Source organism: Candidatus Dependentiae bacterium (genome assembly GCA_013821315.1).
Lineage (GTDB): Bacteria > Babelota > Babeliae > Babelales > Babelaceae > JACDHA01.
The window spans coordinates 77,526-94,454 of sequence record JACDHA010000002.1 but is presented as its reverse complement, the minus strand read 5'-3'; the positions used below and the strand labels follow the sequence as shown (position 1 = coordinate 94,454).

General features: G+C 31.9%; 17 protein-coding genes. 4 read left to right on the top strand and 13 right to left on the bottom strand.

Annotation, left to right across the window (positions count from 1 at the left end; translation table 11 throughout):
* Positions 1-71 precede the first annotated feature (71 nt).
* Positions 72-938 (top strand): hypothetical protein, encoded by an 867-nt coding sequence (locus H0X48_01020; protein ID MBA3953890.1) that lies wholly within the window; start codon positions 72-74, stop codon positions 936-938.
* 58 nt (positions 939-996) lie between these two features.
* Here H0X48_01020 and nusB read toward each other — a convergent pair whose 3' ends face one another.
* Together nusB and efp are read right to left on the bottom strand one after the other, a co-directional pair.
* Positions 997-1,482 carry a transcription antitermination factor NusB gene (gene nusB / locus H0X48_01015; protein ID MBA3953889.1) on the bottom strand — a complete coding sequence of 162 codons (486 nt, stop codon included), beginning with the start codon at positions 1,480-1,482 and terminating at the stop codon, positions 997-999.
* A gap of 41 nt (positions 1,483-1,523) precedes the next feature.
* Positions 1,524-2,096, bottom strand: coding sequence for an elongation factor P (gene efp, locus H0X48_01010; GenBank protein MBA3953888.1), 573 nt, complete (start codon positions 2,094-2,096; stop codon positions 1,524-1,526).
* 234 nt (positions 2,097-2,330) lie between these two features.
* On the opposite strand from efp, the gene H0X48_01005 reads away from it, so the two are divergent.
* Both H0X48_01005 and H0X48_01000 read left to right on the top strand, forming a co-directional pair.
* Complete coding sequence (locus tag H0X48_01005) at positions 2,331-3,563, top strand: serine hydroxymethyltransferase (GenBank protein MBA3953887.1); 1,233 nt, start codon at positions 2,331-2,333, stop codon at positions 3,561-3,563.
* Between the two features lie 2 nt (positions 3,564-3,565).
* On the top strand, positions 3,566-4,540 hold the full coding sequence (locus H0X48_01000; protein ID MBA3953886.1) for a hypothetical protein: 975 nt from the start codon (positions 3,566-3,568) through the stop codon (positions 4,538-4,540).
* A gap of 1 nt (position 4,541) precedes the next feature.
* On the opposite strand, the gene H0X48_00995 is transcribed toward H0X48_01000, so the two are convergent.
* Entirely contained in the window at positions 4,542-5,375 is an 834-nt protein-coding gene (locus H0X48_00995) for a glycosyltransferase family 2 protein (protein ID MBA3953885.1), read from the bottom strand.
* 286 nt (positions 5,376-5,661) lie between these two features.
* Between H0X48_00995 and H0X48_00990 the strand changes: the two genes are divergently transcribed.
* Complete coding sequence (locus H0X48_00990) at positions 5,662-6,426, top strand: IS5 family transposase (protein ID MBA3953884.1); 765 nt, start codon at positions 5,662-5,664, stop codon at positions 6,424-6,426.
* Positions 6,427-6,685: 259 nt separating this feature from the next.
* Here H0X48_00990 and H0X48_00985 read toward each other — a convergent pair whose 3' ends face one another.
* The 10 genes from H0X48_00985 to H0X48_00940 form a co-directional block, all read right to left on the bottom strand.
* A complete protein-coding gene (locus H0X48_00985) occupies positions 6,686-7,627 on the bottom strand; it encodes a hypothetical protein (GenBank protein ID MBA3953883.1) in 942 nt (313 codons plus the stop codon).
* Positions 7,614-8,600: a hypothetical protein gene (locus H0X48_00980; protein ID MBA3953882.1), complete on the bottom strand. Its 987-nt coding sequence runs from the start codon at positions 8,598-8,600 to the stop codon at positions 7,614-7,616. The genes H0X48_00985 and H0X48_00980 overlap by 14 nt, the downstream gene beginning before the upstream one ends.
* Before the next feature lie 12 nt (positions 8,601-8,612).
* Positions 8,613-10,190 carry a glycosyltransferase family 2 protein gene (locus H0X48_00975; protein MBA3953881.1) on the bottom strand — a complete coding sequence of 526 codons (1,578 nt, stop codon included), beginning with the start codon at positions 10,188-10,190 and terminating at the stop codon, positions 8,613-8,615.
* Positions 10,180-10,938, bottom strand: coding sequence for a hypothetical protein (locus H0X48_00970; GenBank protein MBA3953880.1), 759 nt, complete (start codon positions 10,936-10,938; stop codon positions 10,180-10,182). Before H0X48_00970 ends, H0X48_00975 begins: the two co-directional genes overlap by 11 nt.
* Positions 10,939-10,964: 26 nt before the next feature.
* Positions 10,965-11,774 carry a class I SAM-dependent methyltransferase gene (locus H0X48_00965; GenBank protein ID MBA3953879.1) on the bottom strand — a complete coding sequence of 270 codons (810 nt, stop codon included), beginning with the start codon at positions 11,772-11,774 and terminating at the stop codon, positions 10,965-10,967.
* 120 nt (positions 11,775-11,894) lie between these two features.
* A complete protein-coding gene (locus H0X48_00960) occupies positions 11,895-12,386 on the bottom strand; it encodes a hypothetical protein (GenBank protein MBA3953878.1) in 492 nt (163 codons plus the stop codon).
* A 326-nt stretch (positions 12,387-12,712) separates the two neighbouring features.
* Positions 12,713-13,867, bottom strand: a complete 1,155-nt coding sequence (gene gmd / locus H0X48_00955; protein ID MBA3953877.1) for a GDP-mannose 4,6-dehydratase — start codon at positions 13,865-13,867, stop codon at positions 12,713-12,715.
* A 43-nt stretch (positions 13,868-13,910) separates the two neighbouring features.
* Positions 13,911-14,855 carry a GDP-L-fucose synthase gene (locus H0X48_00950; GenBank protein ID MBA3953876.1) on the bottom strand — a complete coding sequence of 315 codons (945 nt, stop codon included), beginning with the start codon at positions 14,853-14,855 and terminating at the stop codon, positions 13,911-13,913.
* Between the two features lie 971 nt (positions 14,856-15,826).
* Complete coding sequence (locus H0X48_00945; protein ID MBA3953875.1) at positions 15,827-16,039, bottom strand: hypothetical protein; 213 nt, start codon at positions 16,037-16,039, stop codon at positions 15,827-15,829.
* 110 nt (positions 16,040-16,149) lie between these two features.
* Complete coding sequence (locus H0X48_00940; GenBank protein MBA3953874.1) at positions 16,150-16,905, bottom strand: hypothetical protein; 756 nt, start codon at positions 16,903-16,905, stop codon at positions 16,150-16,152.
* Positions 16,906-16,929: the final 24 nt, after the last annotated feature.

The following is a 16,929-nucleotide window of genomic DNA, read 5'->3' as shown; positions in this document are numbered from 1 at the left end:
TTAAATGAACATATCTGGGCAAATTGCCATGGGCGTTCTTATTAAAAATTATACTCATAAAAAGGAAAAATATGTTTATCTCTACTAATAGGCATTTCACTCTAAGTCTAATATTATATACGTTATGCATGAGCTACTCTTACTCGCCACTATACGCAAAAGAGTATCTTATTTTCAAAAATCAAGATTCAGGATTTTTTTCAGTTTTTAATGTTGCCTTAAGCATGCTAGATAGTTTTGATAAACAACAATGTTCTGGAGTTAAAATAGATTTTGGTACTAAAGGACTTTATTATGATCCTAAATTTGGGGCAAATTGGTGGAATTACTACTTTCAACCCTTACAAGTAGGAAAAAATTTAGGATTTACTAATGATAATACCGATAATTGGCCTCATGCCATGAATACATTGTGTAAAATGAGTCGACAAAGAGGCAATTATCTTATACAAAAGTATATTAAAATAAAACCATACGTTCAGCGATTAGTTGATAACTTTTATAACGCCCACTTAACTAATACTTTTTTAATTGGTATACATTACCGCGGTACAGATAAATCTTCTGAAGCAGCTCCCGTAAGCTACGAAAAAGTACTTAACGTTCTACAAAATAGAATCAGGGCACTTAATGGTAAATCGTATAAAATATTTGTAGCTACTGATGATCAAAATTTTCTCAATGTTATCAAAAGTAAACACAACAACCTATACTACACAGATGGAGTTAGATCAAGTAACGGAGCACCACTTCACATTAATACTAGTTATTCACATTTCAAACAGGGCCTGGAATGCTTAATTGATGTACTGTTACTTGCTCGTTGTAATGTATTAATAAGAACTGCTTCTAATATGACTATAAGCGCGGCTATGTTTAACCCAAACTTAGAGTTTATTAGCTTAAGTAAACATAACTTTGAAAATTGCCCACGATAATTTTTACCATAACGGTTAAAAAAAAGAGGTGCTTTAAATAGCACCTCTTTTTTTTAAATTATTCAGGTATACTAGCAGGCTCTTTATGGCGCTTAGCTATTTCATCCAGAACACCATTAACAAATTTATAAGCATCTTTTTCTGCAAAACCTTTTGCAAGTTCAATAGCTTCGTTAATTATAATAATTGGCTCTGTATCAGTACGCAGTATCTCCCAAGCACCTAAGCGCAAGATAATACGTGTACATACACCAAGTCTATCAAATCGCCAATTAGCTAGCAGTGGCATCATAAGCAAATCTAATTGTTCACGTTCATCTGCTATAGCTTGTGCTTCTAAAAATACTCGACTGGTAGTTGGTATTATAATACCGTAGCCTTTAGCAAAGTTATCTGCTATAGATTCTAAAGTAACTTGATAATCAAATGTATCAAGAGCATATAAAAGATGAAAGACTACCGACCGTTGGTCCTCAAGGGGTAGATCATCAACCAGGAGCTCATCATTACACTCTGCCTCTGGACGCTGCATATCATCTTTCATAGCCCCACCTTAGATACTGTCAAATATAGTTACGTTTATAATTACTTTTTCTTTTCTACGCGTTCAATATACTTTGAATCACGTGTATCAACACGTATAATGTCACCTTCATACACAAACAAAGGCACTTGTATTACAAGACCAGTTTCTAATGTTGCAGGCTTACTACCGCCACCTTGAGCCGTGTCACCACGCACACCTGGTGTTGTTTCTTTAACTTCTAAATTCATAAACAAGGGCGCACTTACTGCTATTGGTTTTTCACCAAAATACAATATAGTGTATATGGTTTGTTCTTTTAGAAAGTCACTCACATCGGTTAGTTGATTTTTATTTAAAGCAACTTGCTCATAGTTTTCTTGATCCATAAACTGATAGAGACCATCATCTTCGTACAAGTATAACATTTCACGGTATTCTAAATTGGGAGTTTCAAGCTTTTCTTCAGCTCTAAACGTTTCCTCATGAACAAGACCGCTTATCAAATTTTTCATCTTTGTACGCATGTAAGCACCGCCTTTACCAGGCTTTACATGTTGATATTCAATAACAGTATAAGGTTCGCCTTTGTATAATAATTTAGCGCCTTTACGAAGATCTCCAGCTAAGACCACAATGTATCCTTTGTGTAAAAGAGTGTTACATCGATATAGATTATTATTTAAGTATAAAAAGCTCAGCATAAAAAAGCAAATTAATAGTTACAGCACTTGCTTTAAGCAAAAAGCAAGCTCGTACTTAACTGTATATTTTACCTAACGGAGAGATACTAAATTTTTGCTATTTTTTCTTCTTTTTTTACAGTATGCTAGCAATAAAATTTATATGTCTTTAGAGTGTAAACATCTATGAATACTTTATCTATTATTGATGCAGAAATAGCCCTTATTCTTGAACAAGAGCAAACACGCCAGACACAAGAGATTAATCTTATAGCATCAGAAAATTATACTCACCCAGCAATACTCAAAGTCATGGGCTCAGTGCTTACCAATAAATACGCTGAAGGCTATCCCGGTAAACGCTACTATGGTGGCTGCAAGTTTGTCGATGAGGCTGAAACGCTCGCAATAGAGCGCTGTAAGCAACTTTTTAAAGCTGAGCACGCAAACGTACAAGCTCATGCCGGATCTCAAGCTAACATGGCTGTATACACTGCTGTATTAAAACCTGGTGATACTATTATGGGCATGAGTCTAGCATCTGGCGGCCATCTTACTCATGGACACAGTGTTAACTTTTCAGGCAGCTTCTACAACACCGTTCAATATGGCGTTGATCGTGAAACCGAACACATTAACTACAATCACCTTGAGCAACTTGCTCATGAGCATAAACCAAAATTAATTATTGCCGGAGCATCTGCTTATTCACGCTTTATAGATTTTGAACGTTTTAGCTCTATTGCTAAATCCGTTGGGGCTTATTTTATGGCTGATATAGCACACATAGCAGGCCTGGTAGCAACTGATTTACACCCAAGTCCGCTTGCATTTGCAGACTTTGTCACAAGTACAACACATAAAACACTACGCGGCCCTCGCGGCGGCCTTGTAATGTGCAAAACAGAATTTAAAGACATTCTTGATCGAGCTATTATGCCCGGTATTCAAGGTGGCCCCTTTATGCATACTATAGCAGCTAAAGCTGTAGCGTTTAAACTAGCTCAGCAGCCAGAATTTAAAGAGTATCAAACACAAGTTATCAAAAATGCTCAAGCTATGGCTCAAACATTTAAAGAGTTAGGTTACCGCATAGTTGCCGGTGGCACTGACAATCATTTATTTATAGTGGATTTGCGCTCTAAAAATATAACTGGTCGCGCAGCAGAAGCGGTTTTAGAATCAGCTGGCATTAGCGTAAGTCGTAGTTGTATACCATTTGATCCAGAAAAACCTTGGATTACCAGTGGCATACGTATTGGCACACCAGCTATTACTACTCGGGGCTTTAATACAGAGCAGGCTCAAGCTTTAGTCTATTTACTCGATGAAGCCTTAACACATAGCACAAGCCAAGCTAAACAAACAACTATCAAACAAGCTGTTAAAACATTAGCACAAAATTACTTAAGCATATAATCATGAATTTTACACTACTCAATATATTTTCACCGTATTTTTTATTACGGTTTGTGTCACTAGCTTTTATGCATACTACAGTCTGTGTTGCATCTAACTATTTAAATAAAACTATTATTGATTACGATACTTCATTTGGAAAAAATGATAAGCATTATGCCCCTTTTTATAACTATTTATTTAAATATATAAATAAAAAAGAGCAGCTACCAAGCTCTAGTTTTGAACCTGATTTTTTAAGTAATTTAGATTCACTTTGCCGTACACTGTATTCTAAAAATTACCCTTTTAGGCAACCTCAAAATATAACACCTCGTATTCCTTTGTTAGTACACCAAATATGGCTGGGAAGTCCTTTTCCAGAAAAATATAAAAAATGGCAACAAACATGGCAAAATCTAGGACCAAATTGGACATATAAATTATGGACAGAAAAAGAAGTAAAAGAGCTTAAACTCTTTAATCAAGCTATTTATGATCAAGAAACTAATTATGGGGCTAAATCCGATATTTTACGTATGGAGATACTCTATACATACGGCGGCCTTTATATAGATACGGATTTTGAATGTTTGAACCCAGAAGCTTTTAAAATACTTAATTATAACTTAGATTTTTATACTGCATTTCATCCAGCAGATTGTTTTGTATATCTTTTAGCTAATGGGTTAGTTGCTGCTGCACCTAAACATCCCATTGTAAAAGGCTATATTGATGATTTGCCTAAGCACTATACAATAGATAAAAGTTCCAAAAATATAATTGCAACTACCGGACCCGGATTTTTTAGTGAGACATTTTTAAAACATACAAAACAAAATTTTAAAGACATAGCTTTACCACCTTCTTTTGTATATCCGCTCGGTCATTTAAATCCACCCGGGAGTTTATTAACATTTGAGTCAATTAAAAAAGCAGTAGTAAAGCCAGAATCTCTAGCTATTCATTGGTGGGAGTCAAGTTGGGCACAAACATAAATTATTTTTGTTTAAGAAATGGAAGTTCTTCTAAAGGTTGATAAGGAGTTTTGGCACGAATTATTTGCTCCAGAAACAGCTGCTGTTTATTATCAACTTTAAAATCATTTAGTATATTGCTTTGGTTATAAACATACAGAACGTCTTTAATACACTTAAAATGACCCTTAGAACTCATCTCCAACATAGGAAACATAAAAGCTAAGTCCCATGCCATAGGAAAAAATTGATCTTTATAAAGCAAGTCTTCTTTTTTAATATGCTTAAATAAGCCTGCATAAAAAGTTCTTAAGTGAGATGAACGCCATGAACAACTACGAAAAGCATTAACTTTACAAATATCTTCAGGGAAATCTTCGCAGTAACCTAGATGTTTTTCAGGATAAGTTACATATTGACCATAAGTAAGCCAAATATTAGAATTAGAATACTCTTGAGCAATTTTTTCTAAAACTTTAGGTGAAGATAACATATCATCACCATCAACAGTAACGATCACCTTATCATCTGAGCAAGTATGTATAGTATCGTAAAGATTTTTCAAAGCACCTTTTCTTGTAGTATTATTAATTAATTTTATCTTGTTTTTTAAAGATGCCTCTTTAATATATGACTCAACTAAAAATTGAGTATTATCGGTAGAACAATCATTAATATATATAACTTTAAAGTAAGGATAGTCCTGTTTTAACACAGAGTCTAAATTACCTCTATACCACTGCTGATTGTTATACGAAGGTATTACAACTACTATTTCTAGAGAATTTCTTTGTAAAGCATGTGCATCTAAAAACAAAGTAGCAAAAATTATAAATAAATAAAACTTTAAAAACATATTTACACTACCTCTAGTTTCTTGGGTTTAACAATAGAACTAGCATTAAACTGGACTCTTATTATTTCTAAATGTCTCAAGCTTAGCTCTACTTTTTTGAAAATCAAAATTCGAATAATTATTATAATAAATTTCAGGAACTCTTTAAGAAATAATGCTCTGTTTAATCTAAGAGCTTAACCGTAAATTAAGAGCTTATCCGAAAATTAAATAAATAGAGCATCTTCTTTGTTTATCGGCTAAACTAGCCGTTGAACTAAAACAAAAAGGAGATGCTCTAATGCTTATGATATCAGAAAATATATGGAATGAAATCAAAAATATTATTCCAGAAAAAAAATCTAAAGTTGGCAGACCATTAAAAGACCCAAAAATAGTTTTAAGTGGTGTTTTTTATGTAATGAAAACGGGCGTACAATGGCACAAATTGCCAGATTATTATGGCCGTCCAACTTCTGTACATGGTCGCTTTAGAACATGGGTAAAATCAGGTATATTTAATGAAATTTTAAACAAATCAATCGATGTTGCTATCAAGCAACTTGGTTTTCCAGAATGCTTTTTTAATGATACTGCGAGTATCAAAGCTCCTTTTGCAAAATTTGGTGGCAAAAATCCAACCGATAGGGCTAAAAACAGTGTTAAAAAGGGCATAATCATCGATTGGAACAGAATAATTTTATCAATTTTGGTTGAGCCTGCAAACATACATGATTCAAAATTGCTTTTACCTCATATTGAAAATCTCAAAAAATTTTTAAACAATAAACCAAAATTTATGGCCACTGATTCTGCATGGGATGTTAAAAAATTGCTTTCAGAATTAGTAAAGTCAAACCGAGCATTACATGCTGCCAAAAATGTTAGACGAAATAAATTGAAAAAGAAGATTCGTCCTGAGCGAGGTTGGACAATCGAGCAAGTTTTTGACATTCAACATTGGAATCGTGGTATAAAATTTTTCTGGACAAAGACAAAAGATTCTTTCCTTGCACTGTGCCAGTTTGCTTTAGTAATTCACATTTTTAGACTTGTGGGAATTTTCGGATAAGCTCTAAGATAGTTCCTGTGAGGAAAATATTTAAAACTATTTTCAATCATGCTACAAAGAGCAGAAACGTTTTCTATTAACAACCAATCAAAAAAGATGCTCTATTTCCCAGATTATTCTATCGTAGTTGATTCACAGCTTCATAATTCAAAAACATCTAGGTGTTACGGCTTTTTTCACGATAGTACCGAATTAATTAGCATTCTTTATATCTTTTTCGGTACTATCATTACTTGCAAAGCCAAACCAAATAGACTTCTTATACTCTTTTTGTCAAATACAGTTCAGCCTCCATATGCGGTGCTTGATTATTAATCTTTGAATAACTATCAATATTTACTTTAAACCCTTCATTAAATAATGTTAGTAGCTTGCTCACAGGTATGCTCATATTTTTTGCTATAAGATGATCTGTTTGAACAAGGTTCATAGGAATATTAAATATTTTAGAGTTAGTATAAAATAAACCTTTTTTCTGCATGTCAATTGCCGGTCCTCCAGCTAGCCCTCCAGCTCTTGTAGCCCAAGCTCCTTCCAATAAGTTAGGCGAAGAAAAAGCTAAATAAGGAAATACTGATAAGACTTCCTCTTTACTATAAACAGTCATATCCATAGTACTAGGATATCCCCAATCTCCCTTGCCATCTTTAAAAGTCCAAGTATATACTCCAGGTATAACTTCAGTGCAGGGTGGTACAGGTGTATCTATACCTTCCGTATAACATTTAACAATATTTTGACCTAATCTCAAGTAGAATCCATGAGCTTTTGTAGCTATCATATGGCCTATGCATTCACTTAAATTTATAGGTTCTTTTACTATAATGTCATCTACGGCAAATAATAAATAATTATTCTTAATTGAATTAAGTATGCTTAAAGTTAAAGGTTTAAAATCTTCACGAGGATTTGACCCTTGTTTGCTGCAGCTAATATTAAGCTTTTTAAAAAACGTAAAACATTCATTATAAGCTAAATCATATTCAGAAGAGCTTGAACGGTATAGGACATGAATTCCATCAAGACCTATTACATGCTTTTCTAAAGATTCTAGTAATGCAAACAATTGCAATGGTCTATCAAAAGAAAATATAACTATATCCGCCTTATGTGAATTAACACTTACAGAGCTATATATTAAGTTTGTGAAAAACAAGAACCCAATACTTAAAATTTGAAATGCTTTATTAATTCTTTCCATCGTTACCTTCCTTGTATTTGATAAATCGTGATAAATTAAAAATATTTTCCTTCGTTATTTTTAAACCTTCTAATTGCTCGATCGACAAGCTGTCCCAACGTGATTGATATATAGCTGTATGCTCATTAAGCTCATGTGGAATCCAGTGAGAATGGAATTTTACTGGTTTATTATTTATATTTAACTTCATCCAACCAGGAAGTTTAACATCTAAGCCTAAAAGCCTAGCATAAATACTCCATAAAGTTTGATCATGGCGACACGTGCCAAAACCATCTGGAGTGGATCCATCATCAGCAAAGTACCGCAAATCTTTCGTGAGATTATACATTGGAAGTATTAAACTATTATATATTTTTCTTGAGCCTCCTATAATATTTGCACTGATTGATAAAGTTTGGTCATCTAAAATAAATTTCCGTTCATCTGACTGCAAATTAAATCTATCGATCACAATTTTTGTAGTACACCACCTTATATTATGATATACAGACATAAGAAAATATCCATTTTGCTCAATATGCTTAAAAAGATCATCAAGAGGTTGCAAAACGGTATTTCCAGCATCAAGATATAATACCACAGGAAATTTATCTAATGTTTGTTTTATTATTACAGGTTTCCATGCATACCAACCGGGAACCGACTTTTGCTCTTTACTAATTACAAACCGCTTCAGTAAATCAGGGTGTGTCATTTCTACATTATATAACTGAAGCTTTTTTATTCGCGCTAATACTTTTCTGTTTTCGTTATTTAAGCCTAAATTATAGACCGCTATTTCTTTTAGCTCATTAAAGTTTATACGATGGAGACTACCAATAAGATTTAAAAGCAAATCAAAATATTTATCGTCTGCAGCAGTACAAATAACTATCTTTTCTTTAGCTAGATTAGACAAAGCATAGGGTATAAATAACATCGTCTTACACAAAAAGATATATAGTAGAATCCTTTTTGATTTTGATAACATATATTCTCCTACTTATAAAGAATTAATACTAGAAGTTTTATAAAATAATCCGACTTTAGCTTGTGGCAGACTATAACCCCATGTACCTTCCAGAGTAGCTATAGAATAAACAGAAGGAATAGTAGTTAAAACCTGTAAATCTCTTTTTCTAACTAGCGTCATATTTAACAGTTTTCCTATACCTTCATTAATAAAGTTTGCATATTGCCAAGCATAAACGCCTCTAGATTCAGATTCATTTATACTAAGGTTTATGGGTAACGGATAGTCAACAGCAAAAAGATTATATGGATTCTCTTCTGTTTCTTTTTTACTATTTTCAGGTGAATTAGCTTGCTTTAATTTATCTAGCATAGATTTATCAACACCAAAGTAGAAGCCATGGGCATGTGTCTTTTTAAGCCAGTAAATAGATTCCGTTATATTAATTGGTTCTACTATATTGATATCATCCGTAGTTAACAATAAATAATTAGTTTTATTTTTTTCTATACATTTTTTTATAGAGGGCTGAAACTGACCTGTAAAACTATCAAGCTTAACAATTTTTATTTTAGGAAAACTATTTTTGATCTTTTCATACTTACTAATTATTTCTTTAGTTTGAGCCTGGTACAGTATATTTACATCTTCAAATCCTGTAACTTTTGAGTATAAACTGTTAATAAATGAAAATAACTTATCAGGTGAATTTAAAGAAAATACCAATATGTCTGCTTTTAGCTTGCCTTGCTCTTTAAGATCATAAGTGATATTACATTTACTTTCATTTAAAGCCTTATACATAGTTTTTTGTCTAATAATTCTATTTAAAAAATGTTGTAATTTAATGTTCACTTTATGATCGTTAATTGAATTAATATCATTATAAATATAAAGAGCATCTTTTATACAAACATGTTTATGTCGAGCAATTTCAATCATAGGCTCAAAAATTGCAACATCATAGGTCATTTTAAAAAAATCACCCTCAAAAAACAAGTCTTCGATTTTAATTTGCTTGAATAACCAAGCATAAAACGTTCTCAGGTGAGTAAGACCTGCAGGCCAGTTTCTAAAATTTCCTTTATTAATTACTTCGGCAGGAAATTCAGCGGTCCATGTTGAAGCTGATGGGTTTGATAAAAACTTAAAGTCTCCGTAAGTTAACCATATATCCTTGCTAGAATAAATAGCATTAATAGTGCTTAATACTTCTGAATGAGCTAACATATCATCCCCATCAAGGAGCACTACAATTTCTTCATCATCCGAGTTTATTATCGCTCTATATATATTTTTTAAAGCTAGCTGACGAGATTTATTGTTTATAATTTGGACTTTATTTGTCTGCTTTTGTTGTTTACAATATTCCTCAACTAAGGCAGCTGTACCGTCATTAGAACAATCATCTATATATACTACTCGATAATTTGAGTAATGTTGAATAAATACTGAATCTAAATTCTTACTATACCAATCTTTATTATTATATGAAGGTATAACAATAACTATAGGTCTTTCATTAGCATTTGATATACTAACACATTTATTGATACAAACTACTAAAGTCAAAAATATCAGAAGTGCATATTTTTTATTATTTTTCATCTCTTAACTCTACCTTGTTTTTTTCTAAAGCTATTAATATAGGATTAAAAGGATACTGTTGACCTTCTGGATAACAATACGATGCAGGTAATATTACAGTAGGTAAGTAATCTACAAAATATCTATTAAGATGACTTTCATCATGCCATACTGCAATAAAATTATGCTGCAAATCTTTATTTATGTTATCGGTTAATATTTTTACCATTTTAATAAATTCTTTGTAGCTCCCACCATAAAAACCACCCGCAAAATAATACTTGCCTTGACGTGGATCTATATAAGCAGCAGAGATAGGATTATCTTCATATGTATACTTTTGCCTATTCTCGTCTAGGAAGTAAGGATGTCTAGTAGAAACTCTTTCTCCTAAAATGCTTTCATCTACATCGTTTACGAAAAGCATATCTACGTCAGAAGCAAAAATGTAGTCCATTTTTGACAAAAGACTTTGAGCATTATAGTAATTTTCAAATCTTTTTAAAGTAATCTCCGGCCAGGGTTTATGAGCTTGATAAACTATTACTGTATCAGAATCAGGTATAATATTGTGATCTGTAAAAACAAAATAAGTAATATTATGACCTTTTAGAAAATGCTTTCTACATGAGTCTAAAAAAGGATTTATAAACTTGCTGTACTTATATGTTGCTGTTACACAAACACCTACATTATAAGCTCCTAATGGAATAAAAGATATGCTTACGCCTAGGCACAGACCTAACATCCAATACTGTAAATTTTTCATTATTATCCTCTTGATAATGTTGTTATTTATTTTAATTTTTTAACAGCTTCAACGTTATATCCTATTGTAAATTCTGGCATAAAGCATTTGTTATCAAGCTCAAATAAATAACGAGGCATAAAATCATTAAATAACCAGTAAACAAATTCCGCACTTTTACCATGGTGTTCTTTGTGTTTATCAAAACTCCATGCTACACGAGCAGATTCTTGAGCTAATAATTTAAAAGTTCCTCCATTTTCTATTATTTCGATTATCTCCAAATCAAACTTATCACAAAAAAATCGGTACCACTCAGGTGTATATCCACCATAGAAATGATAAGGCATTTGATGCAAGCCTGAACCTAAAGGTGCTGTTAGCAACAACTTACCTCCAGGCTTTAAAATACGCGCCATTTCTTTAAGAGCTTCAATAGGATAAGGAACATGCTCAAGGACTTCAGTGCAAATAATTGCATCAAATTCGTTATCAGAAACTGGTATAGATTTAATATCCGATACATAGTCTAAAGATGTATAATTTACATGATTCTTATTTTCAGCAAAATCATGCGTCTTATAAATACAATGGCCAAAATGACTTCTATACGGTGATTCTCCAGCTCCTACATCTAATACCTTTGAACCGGATTTTAATAGTTGAGCTTTTTCTTTAACCCATTTCTCTCTATCAAAAGGATTAAAATGGTGTATATCTACCAATGGCAAACTAGAACATTTTAAACTCAAATCTTTAAAGGCTTCCTCAAAATTAATTAAGGGAACATGGCATGCGCTAATAAAAGCAACGCTTATTAAAGACACAAATACGCTTTGAATACCCAATTTTATCATAATTTTCCTTTAATATAAAAAAGTTTTCTTTCTCAACAACAACACTGATTTTATTACTAAGCTGCTCTAATCATGCAACTCCATTATAAGAATGCATGCATCCAGTAAAGCTTTTATTCATTAAGAAGCGATAATATCAATTAATCTTTTTTTTATTGGGTCATTATAAGCCATGTTTATATGATTGCAGCTATCACTCAACTCAGGATCTAAAATATTATTTTTACTATATAAATCATTTACGTCAAGCATAATTAAATTATATTTACTGCACTCTTTATGTATATTTTTATTTAGTAATCTAACAATATTAATCCGCTCTTCTATAGTTCCAAAAATGGGAATATTATCTAGACCACAGGCCTGTGTTGGAGGCACTACTGCCATTATAATAGTTTTTATACTTTTACAAACGCTCTTATTTTGTATAATAGACTTAATATAAGAAGAAACGAGTTCCTTTACAACCACTTTTATTTCGCATTTTTTCTCATTTGCCTGCTTGAGAATGTGAACTCGAGCATCAACCTCTCCGAAAACAAACACTGTTACATCATTTTCCTTAACACCAATTTTGTTAATATCTAATCCATCTCGCCCAATCCTATACATTGTACAACCCATCACAGAATATATAAATAGGCAATTCGCTATAGCTTATTCTGTGTATATACATTAAAGAGTTAAATTCTCTATTCTGTAAAAAAGGAGTCATTACTGTGTTCATTACATTATGCAAAAAATATGTTGAAGCAGGTTGGAGTTGGTCTACATTATTAAAACAAAATATAGCATGACTATCACCAAATATATGAATAGTAGACCAGACATAATGCATCTGACAAAAAACTAAATTTATTAATAGTGCAAAAAGAGTAAATCTTTTAACTTTGATCATGTTTGACCTTTTCCTTAATTCGAGTAAGAGTAATTTTAGTTTAAGGTTTTACTAAAGCTTTACTATCTTGTTCAACCATAAGTTTTACTAAATCTAAAAAATTAGTTTTAGGTGTCCAATGTAAAAGATCTCGTGCTTTAGCGGAATTTCCCATAAGAAGTTCGACTTCTGCAGGTCTAAAGTAGTAAGGATCAATTGCAACAAGTGGTTTCCCTGTAGACTTATCTATACCTTTTTCTTCAACTCCAATACCTTTCCACTCTATATCTATACCCAACTCTTTAAATGCAAGCTCTACAAATTCACGAACCGTATGCATTTCTCCGGTAGCAACTACAAAATCTTCTGGCTGATCTTGTTGAAGCATAAGCCACATAGCCTCAACGTAATCTTTAGCGTAACCCCAATCACGTTTAGCATCTAAATTACCTAAATAAAGCATGTTCTGTAGGCCTTGTTTTATTCTTACAGCAGCACGTGTAATTTTACGTGTTACAAAAGTTTCACCACGACGAGGAGACTCATGATTAAATAAAATACCATTACAAGCAAACATTCCGTAACTTTCTCGATAATTTACTGTTGCCCAATAAGCTGCTACTTTAGCAATACCATAAGGTGAACGAGGATAAAAAGGAGTTTTTTCTGTTTGAGGTATTTCTTGAACTTTACCATACATTTCACTACTAGATGCTTGATAGTATTTTGTTTTTTTTGTTAATCCAAGAACTCTTATAGCTTCTAAGATTCGTAATGTACCAATGTAATCTATCTGAGAAGTGTATTCCGGTATTTGAAAGGATACATGCACATGGCTCTGTGCACCTAGATTATATATTTCATCAGGCTTAATCTGTTGCAATAAATCAATCAGATTGGCAGAATCAGCTAAATCAGCATAATGTAAAATAAATCTAGTATTCCTATCTTCATGTAAGTCTTTAAATATATGATCTACACGCGCAGTATTAAATGATGATGACCTTCGCTTAGTACCATGTACTTCATAGCCTTTATCGAGTAAAAACTCAGCTAAATAAGACCCATCTTGACCTGTTACTCCTATAATAAGAGCTTTTTTAATTTCAGTGCTAGGTGCTTGTTGAAGTTTAATTTTAACAGTTTGTGATTCTTGAATAAGCGAACTAGCTTTTCCAAAATGACCTATTAATAGAAATAGTAAAAATATATTCATTATACGCTTCATTATTATACTTCTTTCTTTTGGTAGTTTTGCTCTACTTAAAATTATTTTGTTTTTTGTACCACTCAATTGCTATTTTAAGACCTTCTTTTAAGGGAGTTCTTGCCTGCCATCCAAAATTATTAATTCGAGAAACATCTAAAAGTTTACGTGGAGTACCATCCGGTTTAGTAACATCAAAAACAACTTTCCCTTTGAAACCCACCAATTCTTTTATAAGATCAATAAGTTCTTTAATAGAAACATCTTCACCGGTCCCTATGTTAATCCAGCTATTTTCTCCATACTCATTATAATTATTCATTAAAAATAGAGCTGCATCAGCTAAGTCATCAACAAATAAAAACTCTCGTCGAGCAGTTCCTGTACCCCAGCAAATAACCTCTTTTGAGCCTTCTGCTTGTGCTTTACAAAATTTAGCAATTAAAGCTGGTATAACATGAGAATTAAGCAAATGAAAATTATCATTAATTCCATACAAATTCGTCGGCATACAGGAAATGAAACGTGTACCATATTGTTTATTGTAATATTCACATGCTTTAAGACCCGTAATCTTAGCTAATGCATAAGCTTCATTTGTCTTTTCAAGTGACGAAGTTAACAAATATTCTTCTTTAATAGGTTGAGGACAATCACGCGGGTAAATGCAGGATGAACCTAAACATAATAACTTTTTAACGTTATTTTTATATGCTGCATGGATGACATTAGCCGTAATCATAAGGTTATCATACATAAAATCAGCAGGATAGGTATTATTAGCATGAATACCACCTACGTGTGCTGCTGATAAAAATACATAATCAGGCTTTTCAATTTCAAAAAATTTATTTACCGCTGACTGATTAACTAAGTTAAGTTCCTGGTGACCACGTGTAATTATATTAGTATAGCCACAACTTTGGAGCTTTCGCATTAAAGCTGATCCTACTAACCCTCTATGACCTGCAATATATATTTTGGCAGTAGTATCCATTATCGTATAACTAAAATGAAAACTTGTAAAAATAACCACTATTTTAGCTATAAAAATAGTTCTAATAATTTTAGAATTTGTCATCAACATACCCTCTTGTTAAATAAAATTTTATACAAATACTTCTAATTTGTTTTTTATAATATCTTCAAAATTAACTTGCTCACGTTTTAAAATAAATATATTATCATTTTTCTATTCTGGTGGACTAATCGCTCACACACACACAAGAGAGTAACAAACTTTTGTCTTTTTTCAAAGATAGTTTTAATAAAATTTTTTTATGAGCAAATTGAGCATAAATATAATCTCTTTCTATTTTTGATCTTCAATAGGTTTAGGTTTCAATGCAACATACCATAGATTAAAAAATTTTTACAAGAGCAAAACAATATTTAAGATTTTTTAGTATATATATATTACTAAAAAGATTGAGTAGATTTAAAATTGTAGAAACATACTAGTCTATTACCAGAATGCTTATGATACCAGATATTGTATGGAGTGAGCCTCTGCCGACTTAAAAACCTTGTTATTGCCCTCATTTTACAATTTAATGTTAAACTAATACATAGATAGAATTATATTAGAAGAGTGATTAGGAAAGTCTATGCAAGTGTTTTCAGAAATTAAGAAATGGGTAAAAGAGCAATGGCAAAAAAGCGATTTAGGTGATAAGCGAAGAAATAAACTCATGGTAAATTAGGGCAAGATTACTTGAAATGCCTGAAACTGGTTTGCATTCTCAGCTTGAAAGTTGGAGTGAGCTTAAAGCAGCTTATAGGTTATTAAATTTATCTAAGATAAGCTATGAAGTGTTGCAAAGTTAGCATTGGAATTAGAAGGTTGGCTTTTCATGCTTAACAAGGTTACAACAATCGAAGACTTTCAAAAATGAGGGTCAAGACAAGGCTTTTAAAAGACTTGGGATGAATGCTAATATTTAATAAAGCTATCAATAGAATATAATCTCAGGTTAAACTTATTTTTACTGACCATTTTTTAACATACTTATGCTCAAAAAAGTAGCTGCAAGATTTGTTAGTATTACCGCCAAAAAAGATTGCGGCAGCTACAGCTATAGTCATAATTTCAGAACTGCTCATTTTGACTTGCCAATCATCATTAAATCCTATAGATTTTAAAATATCATCTATTATACAAAAGACTAAAAGTATACGCATTTCCCTTGTTTTCCTTTGAGACATTGTTAAATAATAACTCAAATGCTAATATGGAAATGCATTTTTTTACATCTTTTAGAATAGGTCACAACTTAAGTTAGTTAATATCATTAGCACTCGTAAGTAAAACATTCTAAATGCTCCCAAGGATGCAATATATTTACAGAACTAATAACTTTTATTTCAGTTAAAGCTTTTATCCACGCTTCACTTTCATAATTCCATATATCATTCCAAGGCATAAAGAAGTTTTTAATTCTAGGTAAATCCCAAGGCACTTTAGATTCTTCAGTACATGTAAGCAAAACATAAGTAAAATCTAAATGAGGATATTTTAGAGATATTAAATCCCTTAATTTAATTGCTTTATCTTTGGTACCTCCTAACTCATGATCCAATCTGATAAATACCACATGTATATTATTAGATTTTAAAATGTCTCTTAAGCGATTAATTCTTCTCTGATACTTAGTCATTACCTCATCGTAGTGATCTAAAAAATTCTCTTTGATATGATAAGTATCAGAATAAGCTGGGAAGTCATGCATATAACCTATCCCATAACTATCACGAACATAAATAGGCTCTTTAGGATCAATATATAAAGATTCTTTTATTAAAAAATTTTTGAAGTCCTCCTCTAAACATTTATAAACAATATCAAAATTAGTAACTATCCAGTCAAAAGGAAGTGACGTTTTACGTATTTTATAATGGTTTAGGGCAAATGCAGGAGAACATTGAGCTCCTAGACTTATAAATATAGTGTTTTTTTGAGATATAGAGGGTATTTCTATATTCAAAGTAAAGTTAGTCAAACAAATAAAAAACAAACTCAACAATACAGCTAATAACATTTTTTTCATGATAGCCTTTAATAAAATCTACTT